Source organism: Variovorax sp. 10L426, from assembly GCF_056395305.1.
On record NZ_JBFTJF010000009.1, the window covers coordinates 215246 to 231334 of the forward strand.

The 16089-nt window shown below is 65.0% G+C and carries 14 protein-coding genes; 5 read left to right on the forward strand and 9 right to left on the reverse strand.

Annotated features, from left to right (window positions below):
• Window positions 1-31: 31 nt before the first annotated feature.
• The 6 genes from AC1DHL_RS15495 to AC1DHL_RS15520 all read right to left on the reverse strand — a co-directional run bounded on the left by AC1DHL_RS15495 (window position 32) and on the right by AC1DHL_RS15520 (window position 7806).
• Window positions 32-970, reverse strand: coding sequence for a SphA family protein (locus tag AC1DHL_RS15495; RefSeq protein WP_478162508.1), 939 nt, complete (start codon window positions 968-970; stop codon window positions 32-34).
• Window positions 967-2034 carry a maleylacetate reductase gene (locus AC1DHL_RS15500; RefSeq protein ID WP_478099529.1) on the reverse strand — a complete coding sequence of 356 codons (1068 nt, stop codon included), beginning with the start codon at window positions 2032-2034 and terminating at the stop codon, window positions 967-969. The genes AC1DHL_RS15495 and AC1DHL_RS15500 overlap by 4 nt, the downstream gene beginning before the upstream one ends.
• The gene (locus AC1DHL_RS15505; protein WP_478099530.1) at window positions 2031-2912 is read right to left on the reverse strand and encodes an FAD synthetase family protein; all 882 of its coding nucleotides are present in this window, start codon (window positions 2910-2912) and stop codon (window positions 2031-2033) included. Before AC1DHL_RS15505 ends, AC1DHL_RS15500 begins: the two co-directional genes overlap by 4 nt.
• Window positions 2913-2921: 9 nt before the next feature.
• Entirely contained in the window at window positions 2922-4475 is a 1554-nt protein-coding gene (locus AC1DHL_RS15510; RefSeq protein WP_478162509.1) for a 4-hydroxyphenylacetate 3-hydroxylase N-terminal domain-containing protein, read from the reverse strand.
• Window positions 4476-4513: 38 nt separating this feature from the next.
• Window positions 4514-5065, reverse strand: coding sequence for a flavin reductase (locus AC1DHL_RS15515; protein ID WP_478162510.1), 552 nt, complete (start codon window positions 5063-5065; stop codon window positions 4514-4516).
• A 293-nt stretch (window positions 5066-5358) separates the two neighbouring features.
• Window positions 5359-7806 (reverse strand): arylsulfatase, encoded by a 2448-nt coding sequence (locus tag AC1DHL_RS15520; RefSeq protein WP_478162511.1) that lies wholly within the window; start codon window positions 7804-7806, stop codon window positions 5359-5361.
• Window positions 7807-7943: 137 nt separating this feature from the next.
• Here AC1DHL_RS15520 and AC1DHL_RS15525 point away from each other — a divergent pair, with 137 nt between their 5' ends.
• Window positions 7944-8873, forward strand: coding sequence for a LysR family transcriptional regulator (locus AC1DHL_RS15525; protein WP_478162512.1), 930 nt, complete (start codon window positions 7944-7946; stop codon window positions 8871-8873).
• Between the two features lie 195 nt (window positions 8874-9068).
• Window positions 9069-10790 (forward strand): tannase/feruloyl esterase family alpha/beta hydrolase, encoded by a 1722-nt coding sequence (locus tag AC1DHL_RS15530; protein ID WP_478162513.1) that lies wholly within the window; start codon window positions 9069-9071, stop codon window positions 10788-10790.
• Here the strand turns inward: AC1DHL_RS15530 and AC1DHL_RS15535 are convergent.
• From AC1DHL_RS15535 to AC1DHL_RS15545, 3 genes are all read right to left on the reverse strand, one after another.
• A complete protein-coding gene (locus tag AC1DHL_RS15535; protein ID WP_478162514.1) occupies window positions 10787-11770 on the reverse strand; it encodes a LysR family transcriptional regulator in 984 nt (327 codons plus the stop codon). The genes AC1DHL_RS15530 and AC1DHL_RS15535 overlap by 4 nt on opposite strands.
• Window positions 11771-11873: 103 nt before the next feature.
• Window positions 11874-13304 carry a heavy metal sensor histidine kinase gene (locus AC1DHL_RS15540; RefSeq protein ID WP_478162515.1) on the reverse strand — a complete coding sequence of 477 codons (1431 nt, stop codon included), beginning with the start codon at window positions 13302-13304 and terminating at the stop codon, window positions 11874-11876.
• A complete protein-coding gene (locus AC1DHL_RS15545) occupies window positions 13301-13972 on the reverse strand; it encodes a heavy metal response regulator transcription factor (RefSeq protein ID WP_478162516.1) in 672 nt (223 codons plus the stop codon). The genes AC1DHL_RS15540 and AC1DHL_RS15545 overlap by 4 nt, the downstream gene beginning before the upstream one ends.
• 128 nt (window positions 13973-14100) lie before the next feature.
• On the opposite strand from AC1DHL_RS15545, the gene AC1DHL_RS15550 reads away from it, so the two are divergent.
• The 3 genes from AC1DHL_RS15550 to AC1DHL_RS15560 are packed head-to-tail and all read left to right on the forward strand — an operon-like array spanning window position 14101 to window position 16084.
• On the forward strand, window positions 14101-14733 hold the full coding sequence (locus AC1DHL_RS15550) for a hypothetical protein (RefSeq protein WP_478162517.1): 633 nt from the start codon (window positions 14101-14103) through the stop codon (window positions 14731-14733).
• Window positions 14734-14747: 14 nt separating this feature from the next.
• A complete protein-coding gene (locus AC1DHL_RS15555) occupies window positions 14748-15350 on the forward strand; it encodes a cytochrome b/b6 domain-containing protein (RefSeq protein ID WP_478162518.1) in 603 nt (200 codons plus the stop codon).
• A complete protein-coding gene (locus AC1DHL_RS15560; protein ID WP_478099545.1) occupies window positions 15347-16084 on the forward strand; it encodes a molybdopterin-dependent oxidoreductase in 738 nt (245 codons plus the stop codon). The genes AC1DHL_RS15555 and AC1DHL_RS15560 overlap by 4 nt, the downstream gene beginning before the upstream one ends.
• Window positions 16085-16089: the final 5 nt, after the last annotated feature.

The window sequence follows — 16089 nt, forward strand, 5'->3', positions numbered from 1 at the left end:
GGGGTCTCCTTGGGATGAAATGAGTCGGACATCAGAAGGGGCACAGCGCCATGGCCCAGAAGCGTATGCCCTGCGGACGGTTGCGCGCGCCGAACTCGGACTGGATCCGAAGCGTCAGCGAGAAGTTGGGGCTGAAGCGAAAGCTGGCGAAAGGCCCGAGCGCGTTGACACGGCCCTTGTTGCCTTTCACCACGACGCCGTTCACTTCGTCGTCGGTGGTCTGGCGATAGATGTAGCCGTTGAGGCCGACCAGCAGTTGCAGCGTTGCACGGTAGCCGGCACTGAACTCGATCGAGGCTTCGTTGCCCGAGTGATAGCCGGTCGCCTTGTTGCGATCGTTGAAGCCCCAGCGGAACTTCGCGCTGACGTCGCTGAGTGGGGTCGGAAACCAGGTGAACGCATAGACCGGCGCGACCTGGTCGTAATTGCGGCCGGTGTTGACATAGGCATGCACGTCGTAGCTGCCCGTGGGCAGGTTGGTCTCCACGCCCAGCGTCTGGTGGAAAGTCGTGCCGTGCCAGCCGAGGATGATCGGAGAGAACGACAAGTCCGAGAGCCCGGTCTTGTGCCCGCCATGATCCAGCGGCGGAAACGGCGCAGGCCGGGCAATGCCGAGATTGAGATCGACCGCGCTGATCGGCTGCACGATCCGTGTCTCGACGTTCGCGCCGAGGAGAACGACGCCCGGCCACACATAGGACAGCCGGGGCGCCACCACGTCGGACTGCAGCCGGAAGTCGACGAAGCGGGGATTGTCGTTGCCGGCGTTGTCCTTGAACTGCGTCGCCGTGTAGTGCTGATAGAACAGCAGCCAGTGGGCACCTTCGGGCAGCATGTAGCCGGCGAAGGTGTTGTCGACGCCGATCGGATAGGAGTTGCCGCCGCCTTCGGTGGCTGAAGCCGGACCCGCCGGAGCCCAGCAGGCGACGAGCGTGAGCAGCACGCCCAGGTGCGAGCCACGCGGGTTCATGGCGCAGGCCGTTCGCCGTCGAAGGCGTTCTGGAGCAGTTGACGGATGGCCCGCGCTTCCAGCGGCCGCGGATTGGGATAGCGGTTCTCCATCGCGAGCGAGCTAACCCGGTCGAGGTCGCTGGCGTGAAGGCCGAGGTCCTTCAACGCCATGCCCGCGCCGGCGCCCTTGGCGAGATCGAATACGCCTTGCGCCGCATTCATGCATCCGAGCGCCCGAGCGATGCGCTCCATGGCCTCCGGCGCCGCGGCGGCGTTGTAGGCGAGCGCGTGGGGCAGCACGATCGTGTGCACCTGGGCGTGCGGCAGGTCGAAGCTGCCGCCGAGCGTGTGGCACAGCTTGTGGTGCAGGCCCACGCCGGCGCTCCCCAGGGCGGTGCCGCAGAGCCAGGCGCCATACAACGCATCCGTGCGCGCGGCCGAGATCCTTGCAGCATCCCCGCTCGCGAAGCCGGGCAGCGCACGCCCAAAGGCGGCAATGCCCTCCTGCGACATCAACGCGACGACCGGATTGATGTCGGCGGCATAAAGACTCTCCGCCGCATGCGCCAGCGCATTCATGCCGCTGGTGACGCTGATCTCCAACGGCAGCGAGTGCGTGAGCTCGATGTCGTAGATCACTGTGCGCGGACGCACGCGTGCATCGTTGCCGGTCTTCTTGAGGCCAGCCTCGGTGATGCCGTAAATGGCCGTCATCTCGGAACCGGCGTAGGTGGTCGGTATCGCCAGGATCGGCAGACCCGATTCCAGGGCGATCGCCTTGCCGAGCCCGATGGTGGATCCGCCGCCGACGGCCACCGCGCAATCGGCACCGAGCCGTCTGGCAAGCGCGCGCGCTTCGCGGGCTGTCTCGATCGGCACGTGCATCTCGGCGCGATCGAAGATGCCGACGCAGGCGTTCCCCAGGATCGATGCGACGCGCTTGGCTTCGGAGCGCTGGCCGGGCGTGCTGAGGACGATGGCGCGGGTCGCGCCGAGCGTGTCGATCTCGGCAACCAGACGATCGAGCGTGCCGGCGCCGAACACGACGCGCTGGGCGTGCGTGGAATGGGTGAAGGCCTTCATGCAGGCACGCCTTCCTGCCCGATGGGCGCATGTCCATGGCCTGCGCGGTCGACGAAGCGGATGCGCAGTTCGTCGCCGGGCGAAGCGTCCATCTCGTCTTCCGCCAGAAGGCGCACGATCCGTCGGCTCGACCGCCTGTCGTCACGCACCTGGAGCAAGGCAGGAATCCACGGAGCCACGGAGCCGCTTCGCCGGACCGCGCCCACATAGTCGGCCGCGGCAGGCGCGCACATCGCGCTCGCCAAGGCGGCGTCGATGCGCCGGCGCGAGGCGTGTGAGGCGCGGGTGATGGTGCCGGTCATCTCGTGCGGCCGCTGCAACACCGAGGACGCACCGGCCAGGTCGCCGATCTGGATCAGACGCCGCGCTTCGGTGGAGGAGCAGCGCACGGCCTCCTGCGTTCCGGGCACCGCGTCGAGCGACACGGGCGCCACGCTGAAACCCAGCGCCAGTCCCAGGGCCGAGAGATAGGCGACGGTCCCGACGCGCCCCCGTCCGCAGGCGAAGTTATCGCCGACGATCAGTTCGCGCATCCCGAGTTGCGTCAGCAGCGTGTCACGCACGAACGCCTCCGCATCCTGCTGGCTTCGCTGCTCGTCGAAGCGCAGCACCAGGCAGTGGTCGACCGCTCCGGTGGCGGCCAGCAACTGCATGCGATCGTCCACGCTCGACAACAAACTTGGGCAGGCATCCGGCCGGACGACTGCGCGGGGATGCGGGTCAAAGGTCACCACCGCGGTCGGCAGCCCGAGCTGCTCCCCACGTGCGCGCAATTGCCGGAGCACCTTCGCGTGGCCGCGGTGGACGCCGTCGAACATGCCGATCGAGACGACCGCGCCCTTCAGCGCGAACCCGATGGAGTCAGTGATGACCTTCATGGCGCCACCTCAGATTGCGAGGGTGCTGCTGAGCGAGAGCTTTTCCTGATGCCGCGCGGCGTCCATCGCCTTCGCGTAGTCGGCGGTGGCCTTGTAGTCGGTGTTGTCGTCGATCTCGGATTCGATGCCGCAGACCTGGCGCGCCAGCTTGCCGTAGGTGCCGGATCCAGAGAACTCCGCGCGCTGCATTGTCAGCATGCGAATGCTCTGCAGCGGCGTGCCGTTGAAATTCTCGAACACGAAGAGACGGTTTCCCCAGTCGGTCAGGAACAGGTCGCGAATCACGCGTCCGATGCGAAGGCGGTCCTTCGGCCGGCCGACCGGTCCGGAGTTCATCTTCTCGAACAGCGTGTTGAGCTTCGAGTCCTCCCATTGGTCCTCGGTGGCGAAGAGCAATGCGCTGCGGCCCGACAGGTCGACCAGTTCGTAGATCATCTGCGAGAAGTTCTCGAGATAGAGCGCCCGGCCGAAGTCGTAGATGAGGATGTTCGGCTTGTAGAGCCCGCCCGGCGTATGGAAGCCGAGTTCCTCGCTCGCCACCACGTGCGCCAGCATCGCCTGGTGAAAGCCGATCAGCTTGGCCACGCGCGTCTGCACCGCCGGGATCTTGCTGGTGCCGATGTGTTCGGTGATGAGCACGGCCAGTCCGGCCATCAGTTCGGCGCGGACCATCTGGCGAACCAGCGCGTGATAGTGCAGCCAGTCGAAGACGCGCTGCGGATAGAGCTTGGCATGCTCGGGATTGCCCAGATGGAACACATGCGACCAGGGGATGAAGACGTGGTCGAACACGGTCATGCCGTCGAGTTCGTCGCCCTTGGAGGCCAGCGGATGCTCGACTGCGTCCTCCTTCACCAGGCTCTCGCGGCACACCACGCTGAGGCCCTTGGTGGCTACCGGCACGGCGGCGAAGATGATCTGATCCCCCGGAATTCCCGGACGGAAGAACACGCCGATATGCACCCAGTCGGCAAAGGCGGTGCCCGTCGACACGGCCTTGACGCCGTCGACCACGATGCCCAGCTCGTTGCGCTCGATCACGCGCAGACCCGGCGACCTGGCCTGCGCCTCGGGCGTGGAGCGGTCCATCTGCGGATCGACGAAATTGGGTGCGCAGTTGTGGTCGCGCTGGCGCACGAACTCGGCGAAGTCGGCGATGTTCTGCGCCAGCGGCTGGCCCTCGGTGCCGATCGACTGCGTCTGCCAGGGCATCGGATCGTCGGTGTAGGTGGTCAGCACGTAGTTGTTGACGTCCGGCGTGCGCGGGAACGACGCGCCCATCATTTCGCGCATCACGGTCTCGTGGTAGCGGCGCTTCTTCTTCAGCTCTTCCCGGGTGCGGTGGCCGAACCACATCATCGAGCGGCGCTCGCCGGCCTCGTCGACATAGGTCATCACATCCTGCAGGTCCGGGCGGTGGTGCAGGTCGTAGAAGTCGGCATGGCGCTCGGCATAGTCGCGGGTCTTCGGATGCGTGGCGACGTTGTCGATCTTCTCGTTGCCGACCCAGACGACACGGCCGTCATTGAGGGACTCGATGTATTGCTTTCCGGTTCTCAGCATGGCTGTTCCTTGGTGGTGGTGACGAAAGAAACCTTGGCTCAGGCGTGAGCGGTCGGCTGGGTGGTTGCATAGGACCGCTTGCAGTACACGAGCGGATCGCGGTGCTCCTCGGGGTGTGCTGCAGTGGCCAGCACACGGGCGATGAAGATGCTGTGGGTGCCGACCTCGGTCGCGCTGATCACGCGGCAGTCGAGCGCGACGAGTGCGTCCTCGCTGTAGGGCGCGCCGGTGGAAAGGGTGCTCCAGCCGCCTTTCTCGAAGCGCTCGGTCATCGGTACCGCGCCGACGCCGGCAAACAGGTCGGACGTGCCGCGCTGGTGCGCGCTGAGCCAGTTGACGCAGAGCACGTCGTTGGTCTTGATGACACCGTTGACGTAGCTGCGCCGATTCATGCAGACCAGCAGCGTGGGTGGATCGGCACAGACGGAAGCGACGGCCGAGCAAGTCACGCCGGCGATGCCGGCAGGTCCGGCCGTCGTCACGACGGTCACGGCCGTCACCGCACGCGCCAGGGCTTCGCGGAATTCAACGTCCGAGACACCTCCATCGGCGAATGATTCGACTGCATCGTTCAATGCATGGTGGGTCATGTCTGCGCTCCTCAGGCCGTTGATACAGAGGCCGGATCGGTCTCTGCGGGTGAGGAAAATAGTAGGTGGGGCTGACTGCCGGCACCATCCGTCGCAGCGGAATAGACACTATTCCCCGATCGGGGGTCGGGCGGTCAGGACCACGCATGGATGGGACCTTCACCGCGGTCAATGCCTCGCGGCAAACGGAACCATCGATCGTGTGGAGGCCCATCGCCACTGCCTGATGATGCGCGCCGGCCGTCACCATGGTCCGCAGACTCCAGCAAGTGATGGACTGAAATCCCAGTTGACTACTGCGAACGCCGCCGGGCACTTGCCTCGGCCGCTGCCGCTGCGGCCTGCAGAGCCGCGAGGTCGATCGGCGCCAGGTCCACTTGCACCCTGCTGATCCGGCCCGGATAGCGGCCGGCGGCTGTGTAGTCGTCGCTGACGGGGACGCCTGTGTCCTGGCCAACATCGAAGCTCTCGCCGCTTGTCCCGGCCGACGAGAGGATGGTCCGGTCGATGCGCCCTTGCGCGATCTGCCGGCCATCGACGCTGATCTTCATGGTGCCGCCCTTGCCGAGGCCGGACGGCGGGTCCATCGTGAAATCGAAGCGAACGCTGGCCCGTCCCGGCGCGAGCGGCTCGGCAGCCGCGACCTTCCACTGCTGGCCCGGCTGTGTCGACAGCGCCTCATAGGCGACCGGCCGGCCGTCCTTGAGGTAGAAGCTCCAGCCACCGAACCAGCTGCCGCGCGCCAGCAGCACGCCGGTGGTGCCCGCGGCCGGCACGTCGATGTCGGCCGTGACGCTGAATGACCGGGCTGTGAAGCTCGGCGCGCGGGCGTCCGCAATGCTGAGCCCGCCGCCCCAATAGCTGAACGACAGTTGCTGCGGGGCATGCGTCACGATGTTCTGCATGGCGCGCGCGAAGCCCAGTTCATCCTGCACCGGCAGCACGTTGTTGCGCCGCGCTTCCTCGAGCCACAGCGCCTTCATCTTCTCCACCTTGGCCGGGTAACGGGCCGCCACGTCCTGCGACTGGCTGTAGTCGTGCTTCAGGTCGTAGAGTTCCCATTCGTAGTTCGCGAAGCTGGCGCCCTCGGGCGCCTTCTGCTGCCACGGCAAGCGCCGCACCTTGGTGCTGGCCAGCCAGCCTTCGTGGTAGATGCCGAGGTTGCCCGTCATCTCGAAGTATTGCGTGGCGTGTCGCTCCGGCGCGTCGGGATGGTCGAAGGTGTAGGCCAGGCTCACGCCGTCGATTCGCTGCTGCTTGACGCCGTCGACCTGGGTCGGCGCGGGCACGCCGACGCTCTCCAGGATCGTCGGATAGATGTCCGTCACGTGCGTGAACTGGCTGCGGACCTCGCCCGCCGACTTGATCCGCCCGGGCCACGAGATCACCATGCCTGTGCGCGTGCCGCCGAGGTGCGAGGCGACCTGCTTCATCCATTGGAATGGCGTGTCGAGGGCCCAGGCCCAGCCCGCGGGATAGAGCGCGGAGGTCCGCTCGCTGCCCATCACTTGTATCTGGCTCTGCACCCACGCGGGGCTCTCCCGCACCCGGTTGGCGAGCAGACCGAGGTCGTTGAGCGTGCCGCTGGGCGAGCCTTCGCCGCTGGCGCCGTTGTCGCCGGCCATGAAGATCACGAGCGTGTTGTCGCGCACGCCCATGCGATCGAATTCGTCGAGGATGCGGCCGATTTGGTCGTCCTGGTAGGCGACCATGCCGGCGAACACCTCCATGTAGCGCGCATCGATGCGCTTCTGGTCTTCGCTCAGCGAGTCCCAGGCCGGCAGTTCGGCCGGACGCGGCGTCAGTACGGCGTCCGGCGGGATCACGCCCGCCGCCTTCTGGCGCGCAAAGCTCTCCTCGCGCAAGTGGTCCCAGCCCATGTCGAAGCGGCCCTTGAACCGGTCGATCCACTCGTGCGGTGCCTGGTGCGGCGCGTGGCCGGTGCCGGTCGCGTAGTAAAGGAAGAAGGGCTTGTCGGCTGCCGCGGCCTTCTGCTGGTGGATCCAGTGGATCGCATCGTCGGCCAGCTCATGGTCGAGCGTCGTCTTGCCGTTGAACTTGTCCTCGGGCACCCGGACCGTGTTGCGATACAGGACCGGATGCCACTGGTCGGTCTCGCCGCCGATGAAGCCGTAGAAGTATTCGAAGCCGAGGCCAGTCGGCCAGGCGTCGAAAGGACCGGCGTCCGACGCCTGCCACGCCGGCACGTTGTGATGCTTCCCGAATTGGGCGGTGTTGTAGCCGTTGTCCTTGAGCACCTCGGCGATGGTGGCCGCGCTGCGCGGAAAGGCGGCCCAATAGCCGGGATAGCCGGTGGCGACCTCCATCACTGCGCCGTTGCCGACGGCCTGGTGGTTGCGGCCAGTCAGCATCGAGGCGCGCGTCGGCGCGCACATGGCGGTCGTGTGGAACTCGTTGTATTTCAGGCCGCTGGCGGCAAGGCGTTCCAGTGCGGGCGTCGGGATCGGGCCCCCGAAGGCCGAGGTGGCGCCGAAGCCGATGTCGTCGGTCAGCACGACCAGCACGTTGGGCGCGTTCGCCGGTGCCGTCGGCTGGGACGGCCAGGCCGGTTTGGCGCTTTCAGGCGTCAACCCGATGCGACCCTGGAACGGCTGCGGCGCGATCGGCAGCGTCTGGCGAGCGTCTGGAGCGCCAGCGATCGCCACGGCCAACTGACACACGGCGACGCCGACGGCCAGCAGGCGAAACGGAAGAAGGCGTCGGCGGTTCGTGTGTGTCATTGGCAGAAGGCCCTTGTCTCGATGGGGAAGGCAGTCTATGAACGAACGACACACCCGTGGATCACGCAAATCATCCAGCTGATAAGCTTTCGTGATCACTCAACTTTCCGGTCGCGGCCGGCGCCCGGGGTTCGAAGATGACGATGCGACTGGACGATCTCGACTACTTTTTCGCAGTGGCCACTCACGGCAAGGTCCGTCGCGCCGCGGCTGCGTTGGGCATCTCTCAGCCAGCCGTCACGCAGGGCTTGCAGCGCCTCGAAAAGGAACTGGGATTTCCGCTTTTCGTGCGCAGCGCCAGGGGCATGGAGCTTACGCAGGTGGCGGAACAGTTCCGCAAGCGCACCGGATCGCTGCGCGCAAGTCTCGGCGAGGCCATCAAGGAAGCGGTGGACCTGCACCTCGGTCAAATGGGCGTGCTGCGCGTCGGCGTGTCACCGCTCTACGTGCAGCGCCTCTTCGTGCCGGCGGCCCTCGAACTCAGGCGCCAACGGCCTGCAGCCCGGCTGAGCGTGATGCTCAACCTCAACGACGCGCTCGTCGCGGCCCTGCGCGTCGGCGACATCGATCTGGCGATCAACGCCCTGCCCGGCGTCATGCCCGAAGACCTCCGATCGCTCCCGCTCATCGACGACGACCTGTGTCTTGTCGTTCGAGAGAATCACCCGCTTCTGCGCAAGCGTCGCCTGCGGCTGCAGGACCTTGCGGAGGCGGAATGGCTGCTGCCCGGACCTGGGGTCGCGGCGCGTCGCAGTCTCGAGGGCCGTTTTGCGGAAGCCGGCCTGCCGCCGCCGCGCGTGGCGGTCGAGATCAACAACACCGGCGGGGCCCAGTTGACCGAGATGGTTGCGCACAGCGATCTGATCTCGATCATGAGCGAGTCGATGATCGGCACCCCGATGGGCAAGGGCCTGTCGGCGCTGCCGATGGCCGAGGCTCACCTCACGCGTACGATCGGCGCGCTGGTGCGCAAAGGCGTGCCGTTGCCGCCATTGGCGGAGCGTTTCCTCGAGTTGCTGCAATCCGCAAGGCGCGTCCAACTCGCCAGCATGCGACGAAAGCCGTAGGTTTTTCACCGGCTCACTGTCACCCGCCGGATGCTGAAGCAAGGAAACCGATCGGCACACACCGCATCGGTGCGCCTTTATCGAGAAACGCGATAGTCGGTATCGACAGTTTGAAGCTTGCCCTCTCCGTGGCCTCCGTCCTAAAGTGCGCTCGCGACCCTTGGACCTTTCGGTTGACTACAAGGAGAGTGAGACATGTGGAGACAAACCTCTTGCTGCTTCGCGGCTGTCCTTGGTTCATTCGCATTTGCCGCCCCGGCATCTGCGCGCGGATCGCACGAGCCTCCTCCGCCGACGTGTGCGCAACTTGCCGCCCAACCTGCCTATGGCATCGCCGGAAGCCGAGGCGTCAAGACGGCGAGCAGTTCCATCGTTCCGGCGTCGGGCCCGAACGTTTCCTACTGCCAGGTCAAACTGCTGTACGGCACCAAGCCCGAGCAGAACATCAACATCGTGGTGGGACTGCCGTTGAGCGCCCTCGATGGCGGCAAAGGCGGCGTTGAGGGTGCCTGGAACGGCCGGACGCAAGGACTCGGAGGCTCCGGTTGCAGCGGCAATCTCGTTGTGAATTCCGCGGTCAATACCGGCTATGTGGGATCGGGCACGGACCTCGGACACAGTGGCGGAAACTGCGAGCCCGGCGTGAATGCGGACGGCACCTACAACGACCAGTTCATCGAGGATTTCATCCGCAATGGCATCAAGCAACAGGTTCTTTGGTCAAAGGCGATCGCGCGAAGCTACTACGGGGAGCCAGCAGAGTTCAACTACTGGAACGGATGCTCGACGGGAGGCCGCCAGGGCTACCTTCTGGCGCAGGAACTCGGCGACGAGTTGCAAGGAATTCTTGCGAACGCGCCCGCCATCTATTGGACCCGGTTTCAAACGGCCCAGATGTGGGGACAGATCGCCATGCTGGACCTGGCACGCGGACCCATTGCTCCCGCAAAGCTCGCGCAGGTACGCGCTTCGGCAGTTGCCTCCTGCGACGCGAACGACGGTGTTGTCGACGGCCTCATCAACGATCCGCGAACCTGTCGCTTCAGCGCGAAGGCGAACATCTGCGGCAAGTCGACGGCGCCTGCCACCAATTGCCTGACCCCACTGGAGGCCGACGCCGTCGACAAGATCTGGGACGGCCCGCGCAATGCAGAGCAAAACAAGATCTGGTTCGGCCTCGACCGTGGCTCCGATTTCAGCATCCTGGATGGTCCGGCGCCCTTTGCCCTTGGGGTGACCCAGATCCACTGGGACGAGCACGATCCGAACCTGAATTGGCAAACCATTTCACTTGGCGAATATGCTGGGGTCGCTCAGGACGGTTCTCGAAACATCGCCGACGTCACGGACACCTTCGGGCCGCTGGACGCGTTCAAGGCAAGTGGCGGCAAGCTGCTCACCTACGTCGGTGCGAACGACCAGTTCATCTATCCGCGCGGCGTGCTCAACTACTACCGGGAGATGGCAGCCCGGTACAGCAGGGATCGCAATCACGAGCGAGAAGACGATCCGGACTTCAAGAGTCTCTATGGTTTCTATCGACTCTTCCTTGCACCCGGCGTCGGGCATTGCGGCATCGCCAGCACCGGGCCGGTTCCCGTCGATCCTTTCAGCGCCCTCGTTGGCTGGGTCGAGAAGGGCATCGCCCCGGACACCCTGCTCGCATCGGGTGGATCGGCCGCGCCGGCCACGGGTCGCACGCGCCCCATCTGTCTCTATCCAAAGACCGCGATCTACAACGGCACGGGCAGCACCGACGACGCGAGCAATTTCCACTGCGGCGGCAATCTTGAAACCAAGGCAGTCGTTTGTCGCGACGTGCTGGTGAAATACAAGCACGAGGAAAGAGGCAGGCTCGATCTCTCTGGCACTGGTGTCGATGCGCGGGATTGCGCCGTATTCGACCGAGATCGCTAGGAGCGGCCGAAGATGACCTGGCGCATCCCAGTCGATCCCGCCTGCGGGCGAACATCCTGCCAGTTCCATTCGTCCTCGGTGTCGTTGAAGAGTTCGGCGACCATTTGACGCAACCACAGCAGGCGGGGTGCCTTGTTGTAGTTTCGATGCCAGAACTGCTTGAGTTCGATTCTGGTTTCGCTAAACGGCGGGACCAGTGATTGGAGTCCGTACTCATGCCGCCCGAAGACGATGCCCATGGCATGAGGCACGGTCACGATGAGATCGGAGGAGGCGATGAGCGCGGGGATGCTCAGGAAATGAGGCGTCGTCAGGACGACCTTGCGCTTGATGTGATGTCGCTTCAGCAGTTCCTCGAAGATTTCCTGGCTCCGCCCGGACGCCTGCACCACGGCATGTTCGAGTTCGACGAACTGCTGCAGACTCAGCGGAGACGTGGCGCATGGATGCCCCTCCCTCACCAGACAGAGGAAGTGATGATCGAACAGGCGCTGCTGAAAGATGTTCGACTGCCTGAGGTCCGGGAAATAGCCCAACGCAAGATCGACTTCTCCGGAGCCCAGTCCTTCCTCCAGTTCCGCCGGAGAGAGACTGACCGATCGGACCGACGCATTCGGCGCGTGCGCTCGAATCGTCTTCAGGAGCTTGGGCAGGAAGACCATCTCTCCCACATCGGACAGCGCGAATGTGATCGCCCCTGTCAAGCGCGACGGATCGAAGCGCGGACACTCGACGATGTCCTGCCGAATGGTATCCAGCACCTCTCGCACGGCATCCACGATGGAACTCGTTCGTTGCGTGGGTTGCATCGCCCCCGCGGAGCGGATGAAGAGCTGGTCGTCGAGCGAATCGCGAAGTTTGGCAAGGGCTCCGCTCAAGGTTGACTGCCGGACGCCCAGTTTTCTCGCAGCCTTGCTGACGCTTCGTTCCTCGAACAATGCCAGAAGTACCGGCAGCAAATTCAGGTCGAGTTGCTTCATCGGTTGTCTCCAGAGCTTCAGGGCTGGGCACTCGGACAGGTGCGTCGAACCTGAATCTTATCGACCATCGATAGCGCGCAAACGTCCTTGTTGCGCCGTGCGCTCACGCGGCAATCGGATCGACCGCGGCGGCACCCGTCGCGGGGAAGCGCAATTCGAAGCGGATCGAACTCGGCGTGGGGCATGAAGCGCGCACGTCGCCGCCGTGCAGCGCCATGATCGCCTTCACGATCGAGAGGCCGAGGCCGTTGGATTCCGTGTAGCGGCTGCGTGCCGCGTCGCCTCGGTAGAAGCGGTCGAACAGGCGTTCGAGTCGTTCGGGCGGGACTGGCGTTCCTTCGTTCTCGACCGCTATCGTCGCCATGTCGCCGTCTTGCACGCCGATCAGCCGTACTGTTGTCCCCCGTGCGCCGTGGCGCACTGCATTCACGACCAGATTGTTGATCGCGCGCCGGCACAGCGGCGCATTGACGTAGGCCACCCCGGTGGCCCGCACGTCGAACCGAAGACCGCCTTCATCGGCCGGGCCTTCGAAGTATTCGGCGATCTTCTGAAGCTCGCCATGCAGCGCGAGCGGTGCCCGATCGATCGCCAGCGAAGCGTGGTCGGCCTGTGCGAGAAACAGGATGTTCTCGGCAATCTGTCGCAAGTGGTTCAGCTCTTCGAGGTTCGATTCGAGAACGTGCTGGTACTCGCTGGCGCTGCGGGCCTGGTGAAGCGCGACCTGCGTCTGACCGATCAACGCGCCGATGGGGGTCCGGATCTCGTGCGCGAGGTCGGCCGAAAACTGCGAAAGACGCTCGTAGCCCGTGGCAATTCGGTCAAGCATCGCGTTGAACGCGACGACCATCTGCTGCACTTCGAGCGGTGCGTCATGCTCAGGCAGCCGCACGGCGAGATTGATCGGGTTGATCAAGGCCGCCTTCGCCGCCACCCGGCGCAGCGAACGCAGCCCGTGCCGCAGCACCAGGTATGCCAGCAGGGTCGAGGCGAGCATCGCGACGAGCGCGCCGAGAACGACGCGATTTCGGTTGGCGCGAATCATCTTCACCTCGTTGGTCAACGGGTGGCCGGCCACCACCTCCACCACGTCGCCATCGCGGCCCGAACGCGCGAGCGCCGCGACCCAATGCATCGGCACGCCGTTGTCCAACGGGATGTTCTGCACGTCCTTGATCGCCAGTTCGTGATCGGCCGCAACCGCAGCGAGCATGCCGGGCACCGGAAGGTTGTCGGGGTTGACATCGATGAAAGCGGCCTCGCCGGGCCGGCGGAGCAGCAGCACGTCGCTCTCGGCACCGAGCATTGTCTCGAACAGCAGCGGCCGGTCGTGCAGGTCGGCGATCGTCTGCATGTTGCCCACCAGGCGCTGAAAGTGCTCGACGCGGCCGATCAGCCGCGTATCGAGTTGTTCGGTGATCGCCGCCCGCGAGGTGTAGAAAAAGTATGCGCCGAGCACGCCGGTGACCGCGCATGCGATCAACGCAAGCAGCAAGGTGGCGCGCACTGCCAGCGATCGAGGCAGCCACTTCATTGCGCATCCCCGAACGAATAGCCGATGCTGCGCACCGTGTGGACCAGCTTCTTCTCGAACGGCTGATCGATCTTCGTGCGAAGGCGCTTGATCGCGACATCGACGACATTGGTGTCGCTGTCGAAATTCATGTCCCACACTTCGGAGGCGATCAGCGTGCGCGACAGCGCCTCGCCTTGACGTTTGATCAGCAGTTGCAGCAGCAGGAATTCCTTGTTTGTCAGCGCGATCTCGATGCCTTCGCGGGTGACCTTGCGGCGCAGCACGTCGAGCTTGAGATCGGCGAATTCGTAGAACTCGGCTTCGCGCACGACGCCCCGGCGCAGCAGTGTGCGAATCCGCAGCACGAGTTCGGTGAAGGAAAAGGGCTTCACGAGGTAGTCGTCGGCGCCAAGTTCGAGGCCGCGGATGCGATCGTCCAGGCCGTCGCGCGCGGTGAGGAAGAGCACCGGCAAATCGCGCTTGTCGCGCAAGGCCTGCATGATCTGCCAGCCATCGATGCCGGGAAGCATCACGTCGAGCACGACGAGGTCGTAGGTGTTCTCCAGCGCCATGTGTAGCCCGTCCGTTCCGGTACGCGCCAGGTCGACGGCGTAGCCGCTTTCCTTCAGGCCCTTCTTCAGGTAGTCGCCCGTCTTCGGGTCGTCTTCGATAACAAGGATGCTCATGGGAGTGTGTTCGCCATTTTCTCGCGTGGCGCGGTGCCTGTTCATTACTTTTTTGTCATCCGGACGTCATGCCTGCGAGCCTTGGCGATCCCTAGAGTGGCGCTGTCTTCATTCACAACGACTCAGCCATGAACATCCGACTCGGAAAACTCCTTCGGACCCTCGCGGTCCCGACATTGATGACTGCCGGTCTGCTCGGCGCCAGTTCCGCCGCACTCGCCCAGACGCCGCCACCGGTCGGAGTGCGCGGCGCGATCACCGCGGTCAGCGACGACGCGATCAAGGTCCACACCAACCGCGGCGAAGACCTGAGCGTCAGGATCAACCAGGACACGCAGGTTCGCGCGGTCACGCTCGCCAAGGTGACCGACATCAAGCCCGGCAGCTACATCGGAACGGCAGCGACTCCCCTGCCCGACGGTTCGCTGAAAGCGCTTGAAGTGCATGTCTTCCCCCCCGCGATGGCGGGCACCGGTGATGGCCACCGCGCCTGGGATCTTGCACCCAAGAGCACGATGACCAACGGCACGGTCGGTGACCTCGTTGCGACCAACGGCCGCACCCTGACCCTCAAGTACAAGGGTGGCGAGAAGAAGATCGTCGTGCCGGATGACGTGCCGATCGTCAACCTCGAGCCCGGCGATCGCTCGCTGCTCGCCGTCGGCACCAAGGTCGTGCTGTTCGCGAAGAAGGAAGCCGATGCGAGCCTCTCAGCAGGCTTCATCTCCGCGGGCAAGGACGGCGTGACGCCGCCGATGTGACCGTGAAGAGTGCGATGAGTCACCCGCTGGCAGTCCGTGCTTCCCACTGGATCAATGCGGTCGCGATGGCCTGCATGCTGGCGAGCGGTTGGGCGATCTACAACGCCTCGCCGATCCTGCCGTTCCGGTTTCCCGCCTGGGCGACGCTCGGCGGTTGGCTGGGTGGCGCCATTGCGTGGCACTTTGCGGCGATGTGGCTGCTCGCCGTGAACGGCCTGCTGTATGTGCTCTACGGCATCGCCAGCGGCCACTTCCGCCGCGAGTTCCTCCCGATCCGCGCCAGCGAGCTGCTGCGCGACGCCGGGCGTGCGCTGACGTTCCGGTTGACGCATGAAGTCGGCCGCTACAACGCTGTGCAGCGCTTCGCCTATGTCGTCGTGCTGCTGCTTGGCGCGCTCGTCGTCGCGTCGGGCCTGTCGATCTGGAAGCCTGTGCAGCTCGCGTGGCTGGTCGACCTTTTCGGCGGCTTCGACTTCGCGCGCAAGGTGCACTTCGCGGCGATGACCGGCATCGTCGGCTTCGTCGCGGTCCATCTGCTGCTCGTCCTCCTCGTGCCGCGCACATTGCTGCCGATGGTCACCGGCCGCGCGCCGGCCACTCACGGTACTGCATCATGATCAAGCTCTCCGATCACAAGAAGCAGGTCTTGAACCTGGAGCGACGGCTGCTCCTGCGTTCGTCGCTGTCGGTCGGCGCGCTCTCGATGCTGTCCGGCTGCAACCTGCAGGACAACGACCAGGTCGACAAGGCCCTGTGGGCAATGTCGCGCTGGAACGACCGCGTGCAGGCCTGGCTCTTCAACGGCAGCCGCCTTGCGCCGACCTATTCGGCGAGCCAGGTCACGAAGCCTTTCCCGTTCAACGCGTTCTATGCCGAGTTCGACGCGCCCGAGGTGGACGTGTCGAGCTGGCGGCTTGAAGTCTCGGGACTCGTCGCCGACAAGACGGCATGGACCATCGAGCGCCTGCGCACGCTGCCGCAGGCGAGCCAGATCACCCGTCATATCTGCATCGAAGGCTGGAGCGCGATCGGCGACTGGCGCGGCGTGCCGCTCAAGACCTTCCTGCAGCGCATCGGCGCCGACACGACGGCGCGTTACGTCGGCTTCAAGTGTGCCGACCGCTACTACTCGAGCCTCGACATGGCCACCGCGCTCCACCCGCAGACGCTGCTGGCGCTTGACTTCGGCAAGGAGGCACTGCCGACGGCCTACGGCTTTCCGCTGCGGTTGCGTGTGCCGACCAAGCTCGGCTTCAAGAGCGCGAAGCACATCGCCGCCATCTTCGTGACCAACACGAACCCCGGGGGCTATTGGGAAGACCAGGGGTACAACTGGTTCAGCGGAATATGACATCG